Below are 17,084 nucleotides of genomic sequence, written 5' to 3' on the forward strand. Positions count from 1 at the left end.
CATGATCAGGGCCGCCGCGCGCGGGCCGAGATGGCGATCATGCGCTGGGCGATGATGCCGTAGACCTTGCGCCAGGCCTGCTCGACCTCATCATTCCATTGCGGACCAAGTCCCTTGGCGAGGGTCCACAGCAGCGCTTCGCCGACCACCGGATAGTGCTCCGGCCTGACCCCATAGCGCGCATGATTGCGGCCGAGGATGTCGGTGCTGGACAACAGACCAGTCGTCTGATCGAGGCTGCCGACGAGGACCGCCAGGGTCGCGATGAAGTCCCGTTTCAGCACGTCCATGTCGGCGGGAAACATCGTCCGACATTCCGGCGCGAGCTCGAAGATGCGGTCATAGAACGTCGTCGTCATCTGTGTAGCATTGGCAAATACCAAGTCGAACGACGACCTGACGTGCACGATCTCATCAGCAGTCAACATGCGCAAGTCCAATTCGAAACAATTCCAATCAGGGCCCGACCAGTGGAGCTCGACGTGGTGGTGTCGCGGCGGCGCGAACGGGTTCAAGATTATAAGAAACAGACGATCGCGCCCTGAGGTACTTGTCAAAGGCGCGGCACCGTGCCGCAGCATTGTGGAGCGGCTTGTGATCCGGCCGCGACGGTTGCTGACCGACCCAGTGATCGGAGACGGTAACGGCAACACATATGACGGCCATCGTGCTTCTCGCAGGGCATCGGAGGACGCCGACGCGGCGGCCGCCGCCCTCGAAACAGGCAGGAAATCCCTGGCCTGACCAACGTTCGGATCGGTCCCCGCGCGATCAGTTCGGCCGGATCGCCGGTGCCGACGGGTATCGCATCAGCAGCGCCTCGCCGAGCACGTTCTGCTGATCGTCGGGAATCGCGAACCGGACGCTGAAGCCGTCGGGCGTTGCGAGCGTGATGATGCGCTTCGTCGAATCCGTCGACTGCTCGATGGTCCAGGACGCCAGCGGATAGGCGTAGCGCAGTGCCTGGTCGCCATAACGCGTACGCAGCGCCAGCTCGAGGAGGCCGGGCAGCGTCATGACCAACGCGCCGGCCTGGCTGACCGAGAGGCTGAGCGCCGCCGCATTGCCGGCCGCGTCCTCGAACCCGAGCGAGATCGTCTCACCGTCGTCGACGACCTCACAGACCGTCAGCGCCTTGGCCCGCAGCTCCATGATGGCTCCACATCAATTCACCGTTATTTCCGTATGACTATAGCGAAAAATGCCATCGCGTCCAGCGCGGCAGCGGAAATGCCGCGGTGGCGTTGCTGTATTCATCGTGATATAGCTTCAGATATAACGTGGCCGAAGTGCCACATCTTGCAGGGAGAGTCATGCCGATGAGCGACTATCATCTCTTGATCGGCGGCACGCTGGTGCCGGGCGCCGCGACCATGCCGGTGATCAATCCGGCGACCGAGGAAGTGCTCGCGCAGTGTCCGCGGGCCTCCGAAACCCAGCTCGACCAGGCGGTCGCCGCCGCCAAGGCGGCCTTCCCCGCCTGGGCCGCGACTGCGATGGAGGAGCGTCGCCGGCTCATTGGCAAGATGGCCGACATCATCGAGGCGAATTCGGGCGAGTTGGCCCGGATCCTGACCAGCGAACAGGGCAAGCCGCTCACCGACGCCAGCGGCGAGGTGCTCGGCATGGCCGCGTTCTTCCGCTATCTCGCGACGCTCGAGCTGCCGATGCGCGTGATCGAGAGTTCGGGCGACCGCCAGGTCGAAGCCTATCGCCGTCCACTCGGGGTGGTCGGCGCCATCATTCCCTGGAACTATCCCCTGCTGATCCTGGGCTTCAAGCTGCCGCCTGCCCTGCTCGCCGGCAACACGCTGGTGGTCAAGCCGGCCCCGACCACGCCGCTCTCGACCCTGAAATTCGCCGAGCTGGTCAAGGACGTGCTGCCGGCCGGCGTGCTCAACGTGATCACCGACGCCAACGATCTCGGCGACCGCATGACCGGGCATCCGGACATCCGCAAGATCTCGTTCACCGGCTCGACCGCGACGGGACAGAAGGTGATGGCCAGCGCCGCGCAGACCTTGAAGCGGATCACGCTCGAACTCGGCGGCAACGACGCCGGCATCGTGCTCGACGACGTCGATCCGAAGACCGTCGCGCCCGGTATCTTCGAGGGCGCCTTCCAGAACTCCGGGCAGGTCTGCCTAGCGATCAAGCGGCTCTACGTGCACGAGAGCGTCTATGATGACATCTGCAGCGAGCTGGTCGCGATCGCCAAGAACACCGTGGTCGACGACGGCTCCAAGCAGGGGACCAAGCTCGGGCCGCTGCAGAACAGGATGCAATACGAGAAAGTAAAGGCGTTCCTCGACGACGCGCACAACAACGGCAAGGTCATCGCCGGAGGTGCTGCAATGGATCGTCCCGGCTACTTCATCGAGCCGACGATCGTGCGCGACATCAAGGAAGGCTCGAAGCTGGTCGACGAGGAGCAGTTCGGACCGGTGCTGCCGGTGATCAAATACTCCGACCCGAGCGACGTCATCCGCCGCGCCAACGGCACCAGCTACGGCCTGGGCGCATCGGTCTGGTCGTCCGATCCGAAACGCGCGCATGAGATCGCCACCCAGATCGAGGCCGGCACGGTGTGGATCAACAAGCACCTGGACATGGCGCCGCACATCCCGTTCGGCGGCGCCAAGCAATCGGGCATCGGCACCGAGTTCGCCGAGGAAGGCCTCGCCGAGTTCACCCAGCTGCAGATCATCAACGGACCGGGCCTCACGGCCTGAGCCACATGAAGGCCGCGGACAGTTGTCCGCGGCCTTCCCGCAAACGGGTCCACCGTCATTTTCACTCCGGAGCGCGTGATGTTCGACGCCGAATGCGACCTCGCTGCCCTGGTGTATGATCAGGGCGACGAGCCGGATCAGCTGTTACGAGAGTTCGCAGACCGTCTTCGGGCTCGCGGCGTTCGTGCCGTCGGACTGGTGCAGCGTGTCCAGCGCTCTCTCGACGCGCACGAGATCGCGGCGACGCTGGTGCACAGCGGTGTCGAGATTTCTCTGCTGCAGCGGCTTGGGCGCCAAGCCGGCGGCTGCCGCCTCGACGTCGGCCAATTGCTGCAGGCGGGCTCAGCAGTGGCGGGGGCGCTGAGCGAGGGCGCCGATCTTCTCATCATCAACCGCTTCAGCCGCCAGGAAAGCGAAGGCGGAGGCCTGACCTATCTGATCGAGCAGGCACTGGCCGCGGATGTCCCTGTCCTGATCGCCGTCCCCTGCTTCAGGTTCGCCGAGTGGATCAATTTCGCGCAGGGCATGAGCGTGAGGCTGCCCTGCACGCGTCGCGCGCTGGACCAGTGGTGGTGGAGCGTGTCGCGGCGCTGCGCCGTATTCGACAAGAATCGACCCACGATCTGCGAGCTTCTCAAATGATCGCGGCTGCCGTTCACCGGCAACCTGGCGCTGCGATCAATCGGGCCAGGCCGCAGTCGGCGCGATTATGCCGAAACTTTGTGCATTGTCGGAAACCCTGCAAACCGCTCGGGTGAAGCTATATGATTCTCGATATAGCTAATTGAAATACCAAGGGATTTTCTCTGACTGGATGGACCCGCGGGATCGGCGCGATCGATATTCGCGCATGACAGCGTGGGCCAACCTGCTCCGCAGACGATTGTCGGGGCCACGAACGGTCGTGTATTCCACGGGCAATATGCGATCGATAGCCGGCCATTGAGTCGGCTGCCAGGACATCTCAGGGAAACGGTCAGGAGCGGGTGGACGGCGCAGCCAATCCGGCACGCCGGCCGGACATCCACGAGGAAAGGAACGTTTTTCAATGGCAACCACGACGGCCGGGCTCGAGCAGCTTCTGATGCAGCGCTCGCTCACCGACGCCCAGTTGATTGCGGCGGCGGAAACGGCGGCTGACTTCCGCATCCTTCCCGACGCCACCGTGATCAAGATCGGCGGCCAGAGCATGATCGATCGCGGCCGTGCCGCCGTCTATCCGCTGGTCGAGGAGATCGTCGCCGCCCGCAAGGCGCACAAGATGCTGATCGGGACCGGTGCCGGCACCCGCGCGCGCCACCTCTATTCGATCGCCGCCGGACTGAATCTGCCGGCCGGCGTGCTGTCGCAGCTCGGCGCCTCCGTTGCCGACCAGAACGCGGCAATGCTGGGCCAGTTGCTCGCCAAGCACGGCATCTCGGCGGTGGAAGGCGCGGGTCTTTCCGCCGTGCCGCTCTATCTCGCCGAGGTCAACGCGGTCGTCTTCAGCGGCATGCCGCCCTACGGCCTGTGGATGCGCCCTTCGGCCGATGGTGTCATCCCGCCCTACCGCACCGACGCCGGCTGCTTCCTGGTCGCCGAGCAGTTCGGCTGCAAGGCGATGATCTACGTGAAGGACGAGAACGGCCTCTACACCGCCAATCCGAAGACCGAAAAGAATGCCACCTTCATTCCCAAGATCTCGGTGCCCGAGATGAAGGCCAAGGGTCTGGCGGACTCCATCCTGGAGTTCCCGATGCTCGACCTGCTCGAAGCCTCGCGACACGTCCGCGAGGTCCAGATCGTCAACGGACTCGTGCCCGGCAATCTGACCCGTGCGCTCGCCGGCGAGCATGTCGGCACCATCATCACCGCGAGCTGAGGGCCCCACCGCCATGGCTGACACCAACACCATCAAGCACGTCGCCTCGCCGCTCGCGCGCCAGACGCTGCTCGACGACAAGCTCACCCGTCCTGTCGCCGGCAAACGCCCGATCGCGCTGCTGCCCTGGCTGCAGGTCGTCAAGATCGGCGGCCGCGCGATCATGGACCGCGGCGCCGAGGCAATCCTGCCGCTGGTCGAGGAGATCAGGAAGCTGCTGCCGGAGCACCGGCTGCTGATCCTCACCGGCGCAGGTATCCGCGCCCGACATCTCTACGGCGTCGGCCTCGATCTCGGCCTGCCGGTCGGCTCGCTCGCACCGCTCGCCGCCAGCGAGGCCGGCCAGAACGGCCACATCCTGGCGGCGCTGCTGGCCTGCGAAGGCGTGTCCTACATCGAGCATCCGACGATCGCCAACCAACTCGCGATTCATCTCACCGCGGCACGCGCAGTGGTCGGCAGTGCCTTCCCGCCCTATCACCACCACGAATTCCCGACCTCGCGCATTCCGACGCATCGGGCCGACACCGGCGCCTTCCTGATCGCCGATGCGCTCGGCGCCGCGGGACTGACGATCGTCGAGGACGTCGATGGCGTCTACACGGTCGACCCGAACGGACCGGACGCGGCAAAAGCAAAACTGCTGGGTCAGACCAGCTTCGATGCGTTGGCCAAGCAGGACGGCACGCTGCCGTTCGACCGCACACTGCTCGAGGTGATGGCCAACGCACGCCACATCTCGCAGGTCCAGGTCGTCAACGGCCTGGTGCCGGGACGGCTGACGGCGGCGCTGCGTGGCCACCATGTCGGCTCGATCATCACGACCGGCGCCAAGGCCGACTGATCCGTTGGATCGCGCAGACGGCCGCCGATGCGAATGGCGGCCGTCCGCGTCAACCGACGCCTGGCTCACACCGCAAGATTCATCCAGACGGCCTTCGGCTCTGTGAAATTGTCCAGAGCGGCCGTGCCATGCTCGCGGCCCAGTCCCGAGTCGCGATCGCCACCCCACGGCAACCGCACATCGGTGTAGCCATAGGTGTTGATCCACACCGTGCCCGCGCGCAGCCGCTTGGCGAGGCGCTGGACGCGGCCGATGTCGCGGCTCCAGACGCCGGCGGCCAGGCTGTAGGCGGTGCCGTTGGCCATGCGTAGCGCGTCGGCCTCGTCCCTGAACTTGATCACGCTGACGACCGGTCCGAAAATCTCCTCCTGGGAGATCCGCATCTCGTGCGTGACGCCGGCGAATACGGCGGGGCTGACGAAGTAGCCACGCGGTGCGGCACGCGCCCCGCCGGTCACCAGCGAAGCGCCCTCGTTGCGGCCGATCTCGACATAATCGAGGATCGTCTTCATCTGCCGCTCGGAGATGACGGGTCCGAGCGAGGTGGCACGATCGAGCGGATCGCCGATCCGTAAGCCCCTCGCCCGCTCGGTCAGGCGCTCGACAACCTCGTCATAGACACGCTCCTGCACCAGCACGCGCGAGCCGGCCGAGCACACCTGCCCCGTGTTGAAGAAGATGCCGCTGGCCGCGGCCTTCGCGGCCGCCTCGATGTTCGCATCATCGAAGATGACGTTGGCAGACTTGCCGCCGAGCTCAAGCGACACCCGTTTGAAGTTGCCGGCCGCGCCCTTCATGATGCCGCGGCCGACGCCAGGCGAGCCGGTGAACGTAACCTTGTCGACATCGGGATGATTGACCAGCGCCTCGCCGACCGTGCGCCCGGGACCGGTCACGATGTTGAGAACGCCGGGCGGCAGACCGGCTTCGAGCGCGAGATCGCCGATCCGCAGCGCCGACAGCGAGGTCAGCTCGGCGGGCTTCATCACGACGGTGCAGCCGCAGGCCAGCGCCGGCGCGAGCTTCCACATCCCGATCATCAGCGGGAAGTTCCACGGCACGATCGCAGCGACGACGCCGACGGGCTCGCGCACCGTGTAGGTCAGGGCATCGTCGCGCGTGGACACGACCTCACCGCTGATCTTGTCGGCCCAGCCGGCGTAATATGTGAGTGTATCGATCGCTGCGGGCAGATCCTGGCGCAGCACGGCCGCAACCGGCTTGCCGGCATCGAGGCTTTCGAGCTCGACGATCTCGTCGGCATGATCACGCAGCAGCTGCGCCCATCTCAGCAGGATCGCGCCACGCTCCGCTGCGCGCATCGTGCGCCACGGCCCTTCGAAAGCACGCCGCGCCGCTGCGACGGCACGGTCGACATCCTCGGCGTTGCCCTCGGCGATCGTCGCGATCGGCTGCTCGGTGGCAGGATTGAACGACACGAACGAGCGCCCCGAGACGGAGGGAACGTGCCGGCCGTCGACCAGGAGCTGCAGCGGCTTCGCCAGATAGCGCGACGCGCTGGAGCCGCGTTCGTAGTCATATGCAATGGACATCATATTTCCTCCGCTTCTTGTATGCCAGCGTAGGAGCAAATATGTGTTCGTAAATATGATATCTGTTGCCTATGGCGGGCCGTCATATGAAGCCGACTTCACAAGCAGGCCCGATGCTGCGCATCGCGATCGAACCCGTCTGGCGCTTCCACTGGGATGACGGACCGCAGAGCATCGTCGTGATGCTCAGCGTGCTCAGCGAAATCAGGAAAACCGGCAAGATCACCAGCGCGGCCCATGACGCGCACCTCTCCTATCGTCATGTCTGGAATCTGATCGAGCAATGGTCCGCATTCTTCGGCGTGCCGCTGGTGGAGACCCAGCGCGGCAAAGGATCGAAGCTCACGGCGTTCGGCGACAAGCTGGTCTGGGCCGGCGAGCGCATGCAGGCCCGTCTCGGCCCGCAGCTCGACAATCTGGCGCAGGAGCTGGTGACCGAGATCAAGCCGTTCCTGCAGCCGCATCCCACCGTAATCCGCGTGCATGCAAGCCACGGCTTCGCCGTCGCCAAGTTGCGCGAGCTGCTCGATCGCGAGCCGGGCGTCGGCGTCGATCTGCGCTATGTCAGCAGCCAGCATTCGCTGGTGTCGCTCGCGCAAGGCGCCTGCGACCTGTCCGGTCTGCATCTGCCGCGCGGCGAACTGCGTGCACAGAGCATCCAGGCTTGCCGGGATTGGCTCGATCCCCGGCAGGACTGCGTCATCAGCTTCGTGACCCGCGAGATGGGATTGATGGTCAAGCGCGGCAATCCGCTGTCGATCCGATCATTGGCGGACATCGCGGATGGCAAGATTCGCTTCGTCAACCGCGATCATGATTCAGGCACCCGCCTGCTGTTCGATCAATTGCTCGCTTCGCACAGATTGGACGAGGCGCGCATCAATGGCGCGCAGCAGATCGAGTTCACCCACGCTGCCGTCGCGGCCTATGTCGCGAGCGACATGGCCGACGCCTGCTTCGGCGTCGAGGCGGCTGCGCGGCAGTTCGGGCTGGACTTCATCCGTATCCTGACCGAGGACTACTTCTTCGCCTGCCATCAGTCGTTTCTCGAGAGCGATCCGATGCGGCGCATCCTCGATGTGATGAAGGGCAACGACTTCCATTGCGCCATCGCCGCCCTGCCCGGCTATCAGCCGGCCGACACGGGCTCGGTTCACACCGTGCGCGAGTTCCTCGATCGGCTGGACGCCGAAGCCTGACGGCGCGTGCGGTCGGATCCGCTGGCGCAGACGACCGCTACGGCAGATCGACGCCCCGCGCCGGCACCGGCTCCAGCTGGCCCTGACGCTGCAGCGCGCGGCCACGCCAGATCGAGCCGGCGAGCAGCACCACGCCGGCGCCGATCAGCGACATCAGCGTCTCCATGACATCGACATGGCTCGCGAGAGTGGTCTTGCCGGCGAGCAGCGCCGAGGTCGCCTCGATGTTGATGACGACGGTGCCGTCGAGCAGATGGTGCAGCATCGGCTCGATCGCGGGATCGGTCGCGATCACCTCGCCGGCCACCCAGCCGAGCAGCATCGCGCCGAGCCAGACCAGCAGCGGGAAGCGATCGAGCACCAGCATGATCAGCGCGGCACCCGCGATGATCAGCGGGATGCTCATGGCGAGGCCGATGATCAGCAGCGACGCCTGGCCGTTCGCGGCCGCAGCCACCGCGATCACGTTGTCGAGGCTCATCACGAGGTCGGCGAGCGCGACGATGCGGACCGCATGCCACAGCGTCGTGCCGGCGGCGATCTCGTCGTTCTCGTCTTCGGGCACCAGCAGCTTGGCAGCGATCACGAGCAGCGCCAGCCCACCGACCAGCTTCAGGTACGGCAACGCCATCAGGGTGGCGACGATGCCGGTAAAGGCGATGCGCAGCGCGACGGCAATGCCGGAGCCGGCGACCATGCCCCAGAAGCGATGCTTGCCGTGCAGGCCGCGGCAGGCGAGCGCGATGACCAGCGCATTGTCGCCCGACAACAGCACGTTGATCCAGACGATCTTGCCGAGCGCGAGCCAGAAGCCCGGGCTCTGCAGGTCGGCCTCGAATTGAGCGAGCATGTGGCCGAAGCTGGCGGAATCGGCGAGTTGCGATAGCCAGTTCACGGCCGGGCCTTTCAGACAAGTTCAGCGTAGAACACGACGGTCGTGCGGCGGAGGGCGCCCTCCGCCGCACGAGGATCGATCAACCGACGATCTCGTTGCCGGAGAAGAACTGCGCGATCTCGATCGCAGCCGTTTCCGCCGCGTCGGAACCGTGCACCGAGTTCTCGCCGATCGACTTCGCATGCAGCTTGCGGATGGTGCCGTCGGCCGCCTTCGACGGATCGGTGGCGCCCATCACGTCGCGGTACTTCAGGATGGCGCCCTCGCCCTCGAGCACCTGGACCACGACCGGCCCGGAGATCATGAAATCGACCAGTTCGCCGAAGAACGGCCGCGCCTTGTGCACGGCATAGAAGGTCTCGGCCTGATCGCGCGTCATGCGGATGCGCTTCTGGGCCACGATGCGCAGGCCGGCCTTCTCGATCAGCGCGTTGATCGCGCCGGTGAGATTACGCTCGGTCGCGTCGGGCTTGATGATCGAAAAGGTGCGCTCAATCGCCATGATGTCGTCCTTGGAGGTGCGGGATTTGGGTGAGTTGCGGGCTTATATCGACGCGATCGGCCGACGGCAAGCGACCGGGACCCTGCCGGAGGCGGGACGCCTTACGACAATTTCACGATTCTGAACATAGTCTGAAGGGTCCGTGCCACCCGTGTTCAGCTCAGGGGCCTTAAGGTCGTGGCTATCGGGCGGGGACGAGCCAGCAGCACGACCGGTGGCCGCCCTCTCCCAGCCTCATCCGTCGGACAATTTCGGCGCCACCAGCGCTGTCATCCAGGAGACGATCATGTTGCGCAAACTCTCCCTCATCGCGGCGGCCGCAATTGCCCTCGGCGCAGCCGCCCTCGCCCCGACCGCCGCCTCGGCTCATTGGCACGGCGGCTGGCATGGGGGCGGTTGGCACGGCGGCTATGGCGGATGGCACCGTCCGTTCTACGGCCCGCGCTTCTTCGTCGGCGGCCCGGTCTACAGCTACGGCTATGGCGGCTGCTACGTGCGCCGCGTGGTTCCGACCCCGTGGGGACCGCGCTGGCGGTTGATCAACCGCTGCTATTGATACGAGCCTCGGCGCGGCACCCGCCCCCCGCCGCACCGAACTCGCATTGCCCCGGCGTCTCCCCCACGCCGGGGCTTTTTTTGTGCACTTTCAACCTCATTTCGGGGTATTCCGGTCGGGAGCCGGAAACAAATCGAGCGGCCACGACTTGTTACAGCATCGTCCTGCAACTGCCCGTGGAATACCGTCATGTCTGGCCGCACCGCCGATTTCAGCGACGCGCTCGATCGCAAGACCAGCCGGTCGATCTGCGAGGCCGTCGGCGAGCGCCTGCAACGCAGCCTGCCGCCGGACGGCTCTCACCTGCCAGCTCCCCTCGCGGAGCTGATGAACGAATTGCGCAAGCGCGACGAGGCCGGGACGAGCCGATCCGGCCGCTGAGACGCGACAAAGCGGTTGCCTTTGGCCGCGCGCGCGGTGACAAGGCGCGCATGCTTTCCATCACCGACATCTCCATCCGCCTCGCCGGACGGCTTCTCATCGACCAGAGCTCGGTGCAGATTCCGCCCGGCGCCCGCGTCGGACTGGTCGGCCGCAACGGCACCGGCAAGTCGACCCTGTTCAAGGCGATCCGCGGCGAACTGTCGCTGGAGACCGGCAGCATCAGCGTGCCACCGCGGTGGCGCATCGGCAGCCTGGCCCAGGAAGCCCCGAGCGGGCCCGAAAGCCTGATCGAGGTGGTTCTCCGGGCCGACCTCGAGCGGCACGCGCTGCTGCACGAGGCCGAGACGGCCCATGACGCCGACCGTATCGCCGAGATCCAGACCCGCCTCGTCGACATCGACGCGCATTCGGCGCCAGCGCGCGCGGCCGCGATTCTCAGCGGCCTCGGATTTTCCGCCACGGACCAGGCGCGGGCCTGCGCCGAATTCTCCGGCGGCTGGCGCATGCGGGTTGCGCTGGCGGCCACGCTGTTCGCCGCGCCAGACCTGCTCCTGCTGGACGAGCCGACCAACTATCTCGACCTCGAGGGCACGCTGTGGCTCGAGGATCACCTGGCACACTATCCGCGCACGGTGATCGTGATCAGCCATGACCGCGATCTCCTGGAGACCTCCGTCGACCAGATCCTGCATCTCGACCGTTGCAAGCTGACGCTGTATCGCGGCAGCTACTCCTCCTACGAAGAACAGCGCGCCACGCGCGAGATGCTCGATGCCAAGGCGGTCAAGCGCCAGGAAGCGGAGCGTGCGCGGCTGCAGGCCTTTGTCGAGCGCTTCAAGGCCAAGGCCTCGAAGGCGCGCCAGGCGCAGTCCCGCGTCAAGATGCTGGAGCGGATGAAGCCGATCGCCGCGCTCGTCACCCAGGACGTGCACGAGATCACGTTCCCCGCACCGGAGCGACTGCTGTCGCCGCCGATCATCGCGGTCGACAACGCTTCCGTCGGTTACGACCCCGCGCAACCCGTGCTCAACCGCGTCACCCTACGCATCGACAATGACGACCGCGTCGCATTGCTCGGCGCCAACGGCAACGGCAAGTCCACGCTGGTGAAGCTGCTCGCCGGCCGGCTCGCGCCATTCTCCGGCAAGGTCACGCGCGCCGACAAGCTGTCGATCGCCTATTTCGCCCAGCACCAGCTCGATGAGCTGGACGAGACCGGATCGCCGTATAGTCACGTGCGCAAGCTGATGGGCGATGCGCCGGAATCGAAAGTGCGCGCGCGCGCCGGCGCGATCGGGTTTTCCGGCAAGGCGGCGGACACGCTGGTGAAGAGCCTGTCGGGCGGCGAGAAGGCGCGGCTGCTGCTCGGGCTCGCGACCTTCTTCGGCCCGAACATGATCATCCTGGACGAGCCGACCAACCATCTCGACATCGACAGCCGCGCCGCGCTCGCCGAGGCCATCAACGACTTTCCCGGCGCCGTGATCATGGTGTCGCACGACCGCTATCTGATCGAGGCCTGCGCCGACCGTCTCTGGGTCGTCGCCGACCGCACCGTGAAGACCTATGATGGCGACCTCGATGACTACAGGCGCATGGTGCTGTCGTCGCGCAGCGGTGCCGGCACGCGAGACACCGAACGTCCGCAGGGGACCGCCGAGAAGACCGAGCGGCCCCGCAGCGACAACCGGCGGAGCGGGCTGAAGCAGAGGATCACCGCGGCCGAGGCCGAGATCGCGCGGATCACCGAGATCATCGCCAAGATCGACGGCGCGCTGTCGCTGCCCGACATCTTCACGCGCGACCCGAAGCAGGCGGCGCAACTGTCGAAGGCGCGCGCCAATGCCGCCGACGCGCTGGCGCGCGCCGAGGAGCAATGGCTGGAGGCCAGCACGCTGTATGACGAGGCGGGGAGCTGAAGCGCCCCGAGCCTCGGATCGGGCATTCGGCGGAAAGTCGCAGACAACTCGGCTTTCGCGGAATGCCCTCGCGCTCAGCGGCTCGCGCGGATGAATGCGTGGTCGGCGCGAGCGGCCGGATCAGTTGGTCCGCTGAAACAGGTCCGCACCCGGCAGGTTGCCGAGATCGCCGTTGGGCTGAATGTAGAAGAGATTCCAATTCGTCCGGAGTAGATTGCCGCCGACCTGGCCTCTCCACCGCGTGATCGAATTGCACTGAGCAAACGTCACGACCAGCATGACGGCGCTGCCGGCCGATCTGCCGGATACCGGATAGGGAATGCCCTGGCACGCAAATCCTGGCGCGTTGTTGGTGAATTGTCCTCGCACCTGTCCATCGGTGACTGACCAGATCTCGAGCACCGAGCCTCGTTGATTTGTCCATCTCGACGGCGCCGGCAGAACGTCGGCCCGCGCAGCAATCGACGAAACTACGACAATCATCGCTGCAAAAAGATACTTGCTGAAGAACCACTTCATGGCGCGCCTCGCTATGCCCGGAGCTGGAGGTAGCAATCATGACTACATACATCCATAAGCTGGAAAGCGCCATTGTGGCAGGTTCAAAATTGCTCTACTTTCGGTAGACAACGTTGATGTTGAGGTTCGATTGAAGCGATTTCAGGAGGACGAAACATGAACAAGCAGCTCTACGCTCGACTTGACGGCCTGCTCTACGACGTCTGCGTCAAGGCGGGTCAGAAGGTGCAGACCGGTGAGGTCCTCTACGTCATCGAGGCGGCCAAATCACAGCTGTCGGTGAAAGCTCCCTATTCCGGGACAATCAGTCAGGTCCGGCGCGGTGCGGGCGAGACGTTGAGCGCGACCGATGTCGTCATGGAGTTGGATGCGGAGGACGCAGCGGCCTGATCAGTCGCTCAAGTCCGGGGTTCGCTGCAGACGGATCGGCGAGGACGCGCCGTTGTAGACCGTCGCTCGAGCCAGCACGCGCTCGGCCTCTACGGGCGGCCAGGATTTTTCGATCTTGGGTCGTTTCCTGTCGAAGGCGCATTGCAGCTCCTCCGGCAGGTCGGACCAGAAGGGCACGAAGGACAACACGATCAAGGCGCGGTCTTCGCTCGAATTGTTGGCATGGGATGCATGCAGAAGCCTGCCGTCGCGAACGATCAGATCCCCCCTCCGAACGGTCACATCGACTTCGTCGCGTCGTGTGGAAACCAGCACGTCGTCGACAGGCAGAATCCGATCGGGATGGGTCGGCCGGTCCTTGATCAAGGCATGGAGATCGTTCTTGCGCCGATGGCTGCCGGGAAGCACGCGCAAGCATCCGTTCGCGGCGCTCGTGTCGGTCAAGTAGTACATGAAGTAGAGAATTGGAGGCGTGGCGGCGTAGCTCGCAGCGCTCGACCAGCCCCACCAATCCTGGTGCCAGTGCAGCCTCGGACATCCGGCCGGCTTGGAGATCAGGAAGCCGGCAAAAAAGCGTGCATCCCGGTATCCGGCGCGCTCCAACAGTTCATACTGTGCATCGAACAGAATGATCGGCGCGAAATCGGCCGACGAGCCGACTGAGACAACGGATCCGAGATGAGGCTCCGCGATCGACTCACGACCGGCTCGCGACTTGATTCGATCGCCGGCCTCCAGCAACTCGCGAGGAAGAAAACCACGGCGCACCGCATACCCGGCCTCCTCCAAATCGCGACGGAGGCCGGTGATTTGCATGGCCGCCTCCTCCGTCAGGTCGCCCGCTTCTTCGCCTTGGGCTTCGCCACCTTCGGCGCCGGTCCCGGATCGGGCGCCCGCTCGACCGAGGTCAGGCGGCCCGAGCTGAACGTGTAGACGCCGGCGCGTGCGCCGCGCAGCCAGGTCACGGTGGCCACGCGCTCGCCGCCATTGCTCGAGATGTTGACGTTGTCGGGTGCACCGATGCCGCGCACCACGTCGCATTCGGTATGACCGAGCGCAACGGTGCCGCCGACAGCCGGCGCGGCCGTGGCGGGATCATTCGCCAGCGCGTTCGCGCCCGCAGCACCGGCCGCAGGCGCCATGCCCGGGCATGCGCCTTCGGCGCTCACAAGATCCTCAGCGGAGACCGGCTTGTCCGGCGTCAGCGGCGGCGCATCGATCGAGATGTTTTTGATGAACAGGCGCTGCGGCCGGTTGAACCACTCGGCGTCCTTGGACAGGAAATCGGGCGTGCTCGAGCATCCGGCGACGACCGGGGCAAGCACAAGGAACGCCAGAGCGCGCGTCAGCTGTTTGGTGTGGTCTCGCACGATGAACCTTGCTGAATTGCAACCTGTGGACACTCTAACGTGTTGTCCCAACATCACTTTGCGGCACGTTCGTGGCTTTGCCAACGCTCTGCCGGCAAATCGGCAGATTATCATTAATCACGCGGCGCTGCCATCATCGGCGCTTCACGGGCTTCCGTATCATTGTCGGCGCTGCCAGCGCCCCCGTTCATCCGCCTGCCAGTAGGTGACCTCGAATCCCCGCGATTTGCAATCGGTCCACGCCGATCTCGCAGCCGCGAGCGCGTCCGCATCATCGCCGTTGAACACGAGCACCATGCGCTCGTAGCTGTGCGAGTCCGCTGGCAGCGGCGCGTTATCCACCAGGAACCGGACGTTCGCGCGGTTGGGATTGCCTTCTTCCACCGCGAGCACGATCGGCTGGTCGGCCACATCGGCCACCCGCCAGGTGGCGTGCGGCAGAAACGAATCGTCGCGATAGGTCCACAGATGCGCATCGAGCGCATCCGCACGCTCTTCGGACGTCGACTGCACCACGACGCGCCAACCGCGCTCGAGCGACTTCTCGAGCAGCGGCGGCAGCACGCCTTCCAGGGTCATGTTCTGCAGATGGTAGAACAGGACTTCAGTCATCGCCCGACGTCACGCCTTGGCGCCGGATTTGGCTTCAGCCTTTTCAGCCTTGGAGTCGGATTTGGATTCGTAGGAATCCCACACCAGCCGATCGAGCAGCCGGACGCCGTAGCCCGATCCCCAGCTCTGGTTGATCTCCGATTTCGGCGCGCCCATCGCGGTGCCGGCGATATCGAGATGCGCCCACGGCGTGTCGTTGACGAAGCGCTGCAGGAATTGCGCGGCGGTGATCGAGCCGCCATGGCGTCCGCCGGTATTCTTCATGTCGGCGAACTGCGAATCGATCAGCTTGTCGTATTCGTGGCCGAGCGGCATCCGCCACACCTTCTCACCCGTCTCCTGCCCCGCATTGAGCAGCTTGTCGGCGAGATCATCATTGTTGGTGAAGAGACCGGCATGCTCGGTGCCCAGCGCGACCATGATCGCGCCGGTCAGGGTCGCCAGGTCGATCATGAATTTCGGCTTGAACTTGGTCGCGACGTACCAGAGCACGTCCGCGAGCACGAGGCGGCCCTCCGCATCGGTGTTGATGATCTCGATGGTCTGACCCGACATCGAGGTCACGATGTCGCCCGGACGCTGGGCGTTGCCGTCCGGCATGTTCTCGACGAGGCCGATCGCGCCGATCACGTTGGCCTTGGCCTTGCGGGCGGCGAGTGCATGCATCAGGCCGACCACGCAGGCCGCGCCGCCCATGTCGCCCTTCATGTCCTCCATCGAGCCGGCCGGCTTGATCGAGATGCCGCCGGTGTCGAAGCACACGCCTTTGCCGATGAACGCGACCGGCTGCTCGCCGCGCTTGCCGCCATTGTAGTGCATCACGACGGTGCGGCTCGGCCGTGCCGAGCCCTGGCCGACGCCGAGCAGCGCGCCCATGCCGAGCTTCTTCATCGCAGGCACGTCGAGGATCTCGACGGTGACGCCGAGCTTGCGCAAGGCGGCAGCGCGCTTGGCGAACTCCTCAGGATAAAGGACGTTCGGCGGCTCGTTGACGAGATCGCGCGCCAGGATCACCCCGTCGGTGACGTGGGACCGCGGCGCGAAAGCCTTCTTGGCCGCCGCGACGTCCGGCACGGCGATCGAGACATTGGCGCTGACGGCGCCTTCCTCGTCCTTCTTCTTGGTCTTGTAACGGTCGAACCGATAGGCCCGCAGCCGAATGCCGGCGGCCAGCGAGCTGACCTGATCCGGCAACAGCGGTCCCGAAGGCAGCTCGGCGAGCACCGTCACCGCTTCAGTTCCGGCGTTCAGCTTTCCGGCTAAAGTCCCGCCGTATTTGAGGAAATCCTTGTCCTTGAGGTCCGAGCCCTTGCCGATGCCGATGACGATCAAGCGCTGAATCTTGATTCCCTCAGGAGCCAGCAGATCCAACACCGCACCATCCTTGCCCTTGAACCGGGCTGCCCCGGCCGCGCGCTTGATCAGGTCCGAGGCTCCCCCAAGCGCCTTCTCGGTCGCGACTCCAAGTCGCAGGGTGTCATCGCAGAACGCCACCACGATGCCGCGCGGGGCGGTCGACAGCGGGACGAAGCCGACCTTGACGGCGTCGGACATCAAGCAATCCTCCAAATTTCGACGTGATGAGCAGCCACGTCCGACCGAAAACCTCAAGGGCCAGACCAGGATGGCGGCAGTTCGGAACCCAACTTGGCAGCAGTATGGCCTGCCCGGGCCCGGGCTGCCAAGGGTCGCGTGGCGGACCGGTCACAATGATGAAATTTTAACCGTATTTTCGTGGCGCCATGCCA

19 protein-coding genes are annotated in these 17,084 nt (G+C 65.2%); 9 read left to right on the forward strand and 10 right to left on the reverse strand.

Features of this window, described 5'->3' with window-relative positions:
• Positions 1-5: 5 nt before the first annotated feature.
• Both ACQR10_RS06800 and ACQR10_RS06805 read right to left on the reverse strand, forming a co-directional pair.
• Positions 6-428 carry a globin family protein gene (locus ACQR10_RS06800; protein ID WP_315800274.1) on the reverse strand — a complete coding sequence of 141 codons (423 nt, stop codon included), beginning with the start codon at positions 426-428 and terminating at the stop codon, positions 6-8.
• A gap of 343 nt (positions 429-771) precedes the next feature.
• The gene (locus tag ACQR10_RS06805; RefSeq protein ID WP_315800275.1) at positions 772-1,152 is read right to left on the reverse strand and encodes a hypothetical protein; all 381 of its coding nucleotides are present in this window, start codon (positions 1,150-1,152) and stop codon (positions 772-774) included.
• A 167-nt stretch (positions 1,153-1,319) separates the two neighbouring features.
• On the opposite strand from ACQR10_RS06805, the gene ACQR10_RS06810 reads away from it, so the two are divergent.
• From ACQR10_RS06810 to ACQR10_RS06825, 4 genes are all read left to right on the forward strand, one after another.
• Positions 1,320-2,732, forward strand: coding sequence for an aldehyde dehydrogenase family protein (locus tag ACQR10_RS06810; RefSeq protein WP_316215653.1), 1,413 nt, complete (start codon positions 1,320-1,322; stop codon positions 2,730-2,732).
• 78 nt (positions 2,733-2,810) lie between these two features.
• Positions 2,811-3,374: a DUF2478 domain-containing protein gene (locus tag ACQR10_RS06815; protein ID WP_316215652.1), complete on the forward strand. Its 564-nt coding sequence runs from the start codon at positions 2,811-2,813 to the stop codon at positions 3,372-3,374.
• A 406-nt stretch (positions 3,375-3,780) separates the two neighbouring features.
• Entirely contained in the window at positions 3,781-4,593 is an 813-nt protein-coding gene (locus tag ACQR10_RS06820) for a uridine kinase (protein WP_316180895.1), read from the forward strand.
• Positions 4,594-4,606: 13 nt separating this feature from the next.
• Positions 4,607-5,437: a molybdenum storage protein subunit alpha gene (locus ACQR10_RS06825; RefSeq protein WP_316215651.1), complete on the forward strand. Its 831-nt coding sequence runs from the start codon at positions 4,607-4,609 to the stop codon at positions 5,435-5,437.
• A 65-nt stretch (positions 5,438-5,502) separates the two neighbouring features.
• On the opposite strand, the gene ACQR10_RS06830 is transcribed toward ACQR10_RS06825, so the two are convergent.
• Positions 5,503-6,990, reverse strand: a complete 1,488-nt coding sequence (locus ACQR10_RS06830) for an aldehyde dehydrogenase family protein (RefSeq protein ID WP_316215650.1) — start codon at positions 6,988-6,990, stop codon at positions 5,503-5,505.
• A gap of 113 nt (positions 6,991-7,103) precedes the next feature.
• Here ACQR10_RS06830 and ACQR10_RS06835 point away from each other — a divergent pair, with 113 nt between their 5' ends.
• Entirely contained in the window at positions 7,104-8,189 is a 1,086-nt protein-coding gene (locus tag ACQR10_RS06835; protein ID WP_316215649.1) for a substrate-binding domain-containing protein, read from the forward strand.
• A 37-nt stretch (positions 8,190-8,226) separates the two neighbouring features.
• Here ACQR10_RS06835 and ACQR10_RS06840 read toward each other — a convergent pair whose 3' ends face one another.
• Together ACQR10_RS06840 and ndk are read right to left on the reverse strand one after the other, a co-directional pair.
• A complete protein-coding gene (locus ACQR10_RS06840) occupies positions 8,227-9,084 on the reverse strand; it encodes a TerC family protein (protein ID WP_315800281.1) in 858 nt (285 codons plus the stop codon).
• A gap of 79 nt (positions 9,085-9,163) precedes the next feature.
• Positions 9,164-9,586 (reverse strand): nucleoside-diphosphate kinase, encoded by a 423-nt coding sequence (ndk, locus tag ACQR10_RS06845; RefSeq protein WP_315712380.1) that lies wholly within the window; start codon positions 9,584-9,586, stop codon positions 9,164-9,166.
• Between the two features lie 286 nt (positions 9,587-9,872).
• Here ndk and ACQR10_RS06850 point away from each other — a divergent pair, with 286 nt between their 5' ends.
• From ACQR10_RS06850 to ACQR10_RS06860, 3 genes are all read left to right on the forward strand, one after another.
• Positions 9,873-10,142, forward strand: coding sequence for a sulfur globule protein precursor (locus tag ACQR10_RS06850; RefSeq protein ID WP_315800444.1), 270 nt, complete (start codon positions 9,873-9,875; stop codon positions 10,140-10,142).
• Between the two features lie 189 nt (positions 10,143-10,331).
• Entirely contained in the window at positions 10,332-10,523 is a 192-nt protein-coding gene (locus ACQR10_RS06855; RefSeq protein WP_315800282.1) for a hypothetical protein, read from the forward strand.
• 50 nt (positions 10,524-10,573) lie between these two features.
• Positions 10,574-12,445, forward strand: a complete 1,872-nt coding sequence (locus ACQR10_RS06860) for an ABC-F family ATP-binding cassette domain-containing protein (protein ID WP_316215648.1) — start codon at positions 10,574-10,576, stop codon at positions 12,443-12,445.
• Between the two features lie 120 nt (positions 12,446-12,565).
• On the opposite strand, the gene ACQR10_RS06865 is transcribed toward ACQR10_RS06860, so the two are convergent.
• Positions 12,566-12,964, reverse strand: coding sequence for an avidin/streptavidin family protein (locus tag ACQR10_RS06865; RefSeq protein WP_315800284.1), 399 nt, complete (start codon positions 12,962-12,964; stop codon positions 12,566-12,568).
• 156 nt (positions 12,965-13,120) lie between these two features.
• Here ACQR10_RS06865 and ACQR10_RS06870 point away from each other — a divergent pair, with 156 nt between their 5' ends.
• Positions 13,121-13,354: an acetyl-CoA carboxylase biotin carboxyl carrier protein subunit gene (locus ACQR10_RS06870; protein WP_315800285.1), complete on the forward strand. Its 234-nt coding sequence runs from the start codon at positions 13,121-13,123 to the stop codon at positions 13,352-13,354.
• Here ACQR10_RS06870 and ACQR10_RS06875 read toward each other — a convergent pair whose 3' ends face one another.
• From ACQR10_RS06875 to ACQR10_RS06890, 4 genes are all read right to left on the reverse strand, one after another.
• Positions 13,355-14,170, reverse strand: coding sequence for a phytanoyl-CoA dioxygenase family protein (locus tag ACQR10_RS06875; protein ID WP_316215647.1), 816 nt, complete (start codon positions 14,168-14,170; stop codon positions 13,355-13,357).
• 14 nt (positions 14,171-14,184) lie between these two features.
• Entirely contained in the window at positions 14,185-14,679 is a 495-nt protein-coding gene (locus ACQR10_RS06880; protein ID WP_315800445.1) for a hypothetical protein, read from the reverse strand.
• A gap of 204 nt (positions 14,680-14,883) precedes the next feature.
• A complete protein-coding gene (locus tag ACQR10_RS06885) occupies positions 14,884-15,336 on the reverse strand; it encodes a DNA polymerase III subunit chi (RefSeq protein ID WP_434848351.1) in 453 nt (150 codons plus the stop codon).
• A gap of 9 nt (positions 15,337-15,345) precedes the next feature.
• Complete coding sequence (locus tag ACQR10_RS06890) at positions 15,346-16,890, reverse strand: leucyl aminopeptidase (protein WP_316215645.1); 1,545 nt, start codon at positions 16,888-16,890, stop codon at positions 15,346-15,348.
• Between the last annotated feature and the right edge of the window lie 194 nt (positions 16,891-17,084).

Source organism: Bradyrhizobium sp. HKCCYLRH2060, from assembly GCF_051168135.1.
Taxonomy (GTDB): Bacteria; Pseudomonadota; Alphaproteobacteria; order Rhizobiales; family Xanthobacteraceae; genus Bradyrhizobium.

Excerpts from the sequence above, each read along its gene's own strand:
- ACQR10_RS06800 (WP_315800274.1), bottom strand. The coding sequence starts at position 428 with ATGTTGACTGCTGATGAGATCGTGCACGTCAGGTCGTCGTTCGACTTG.
- ACQR10_RS06805 (WP_315800275.1), bottom strand. The coding sequence starts at position 1,152 with ATGGAGCTGCGGGCCAAGGCGCTGACGGTCTGTGAGGTCGTCGACGAC.
- ACQR10_RS06810 (WP_316215653.1), top strand. The coding sequence starts at position 1,320 with ATGAGCGACTATCATCTCTTGATCGGCGGCACGCTGGTGCCGGGCGCC.
- ACQR10_RS06815 (WP_316215652.1), top strand. The coding sequence starts at position 2,811 with ATGTTCGACGCCGAATGCGACCTCGCTGCCCTGGTGTATGATCAGGGC.
- ACQR10_RS06820 (WP_316180895.1), top strand. The coding sequence starts at position 3,781 with ATGGCAACCACGACGGCCGGGCTCGAGCAGCTTCTGATGCAGCGCTCG.
- ACQR10_RS06825 (WP_316215651.1), top strand. The coding sequence starts at position 4,607 with ATGGCTGACACCAACACCATCAAGCACGTCGCCTCGCCGCTCGCGCGC.
- ACQR10_RS06830 (WP_316215650.1), bottom strand. The coding sequence starts at position 6,990 with ATGTCCATTGCATATGACTACGAACGCGGCTCCAGCGCGTCGCGCTAT.
- ACQR10_RS06835 (WP_316215649.1), top strand. The coding sequence starts at position 7,104 with ATGCTGCGCATCGCGATCGAACCCGTCTGGCGCTTCCACTGGGATGAC.
- ndk (WP_315712380.1), bottom strand. The coding sequence starts at position 9,586 with ATGGCGATTGAGCGCACCTTTTCGATCATCAAGCCCGACGCGACCGAG.
- ACQR10_RS06850 (WP_315800444.1), top strand. The coding sequence starts at position 9,873 with ATGTTGCGCAAACTCTCCCTCATCGCGGCGGCCGCAATTGCCCTCGGC.
- ACQR10_RS06855 (WP_315800282.1), top strand. The coding sequence starts at position 10,332 with ATGTCTGGCCGCACCGCCGATTTCAGCGACGCGCTCGATCGCAAGACC.
- ACQR10_RS06860 (WP_316215648.1), top strand. The coding sequence starts at position 10,574 with ATGCTTTCCATCACCGACATCTCCATCCGCCTCGCCGGACGGCTTCTC.
- ACQR10_RS06865 (WP_315800284.1), bottom strand. The coding sequence starts at position 12,964 with ATGAAGTGGTTCTTCAGCAAGTATCTTTTTGCAGCGATGATTGTCGTA.
- ACQR10_RS06870 (WP_315800285.1), top strand. The coding sequence starts at position 13,121 with ATGAACAAGCAGCTCTACGCTCGACTTGACGGCCTGCTCTACGACGTC.
- ACQR10_RS06875 (WP_316215647.1), bottom strand. The coding sequence starts at position 14,170 with ATGCAAATCACCGGCCTCCGTCGCGATTTGGAGGAGGCCGGGTATGCG.
- ACQR10_RS06885 (WP_434848351.1), bottom strand. The coding sequence starts at position 15,336 with ATGACTGAAGTCCTGTTCTACCATCTGCAGAACATGACCCTGGAAGGC.
- ACQR10_RS06890 (WP_316215645.1), bottom strand. The coding sequence starts at position 16,890 with ATGTCCGACGCCGTCAAGGTCGGCTTCGTCCCGCTGTCGACCGCCCCG.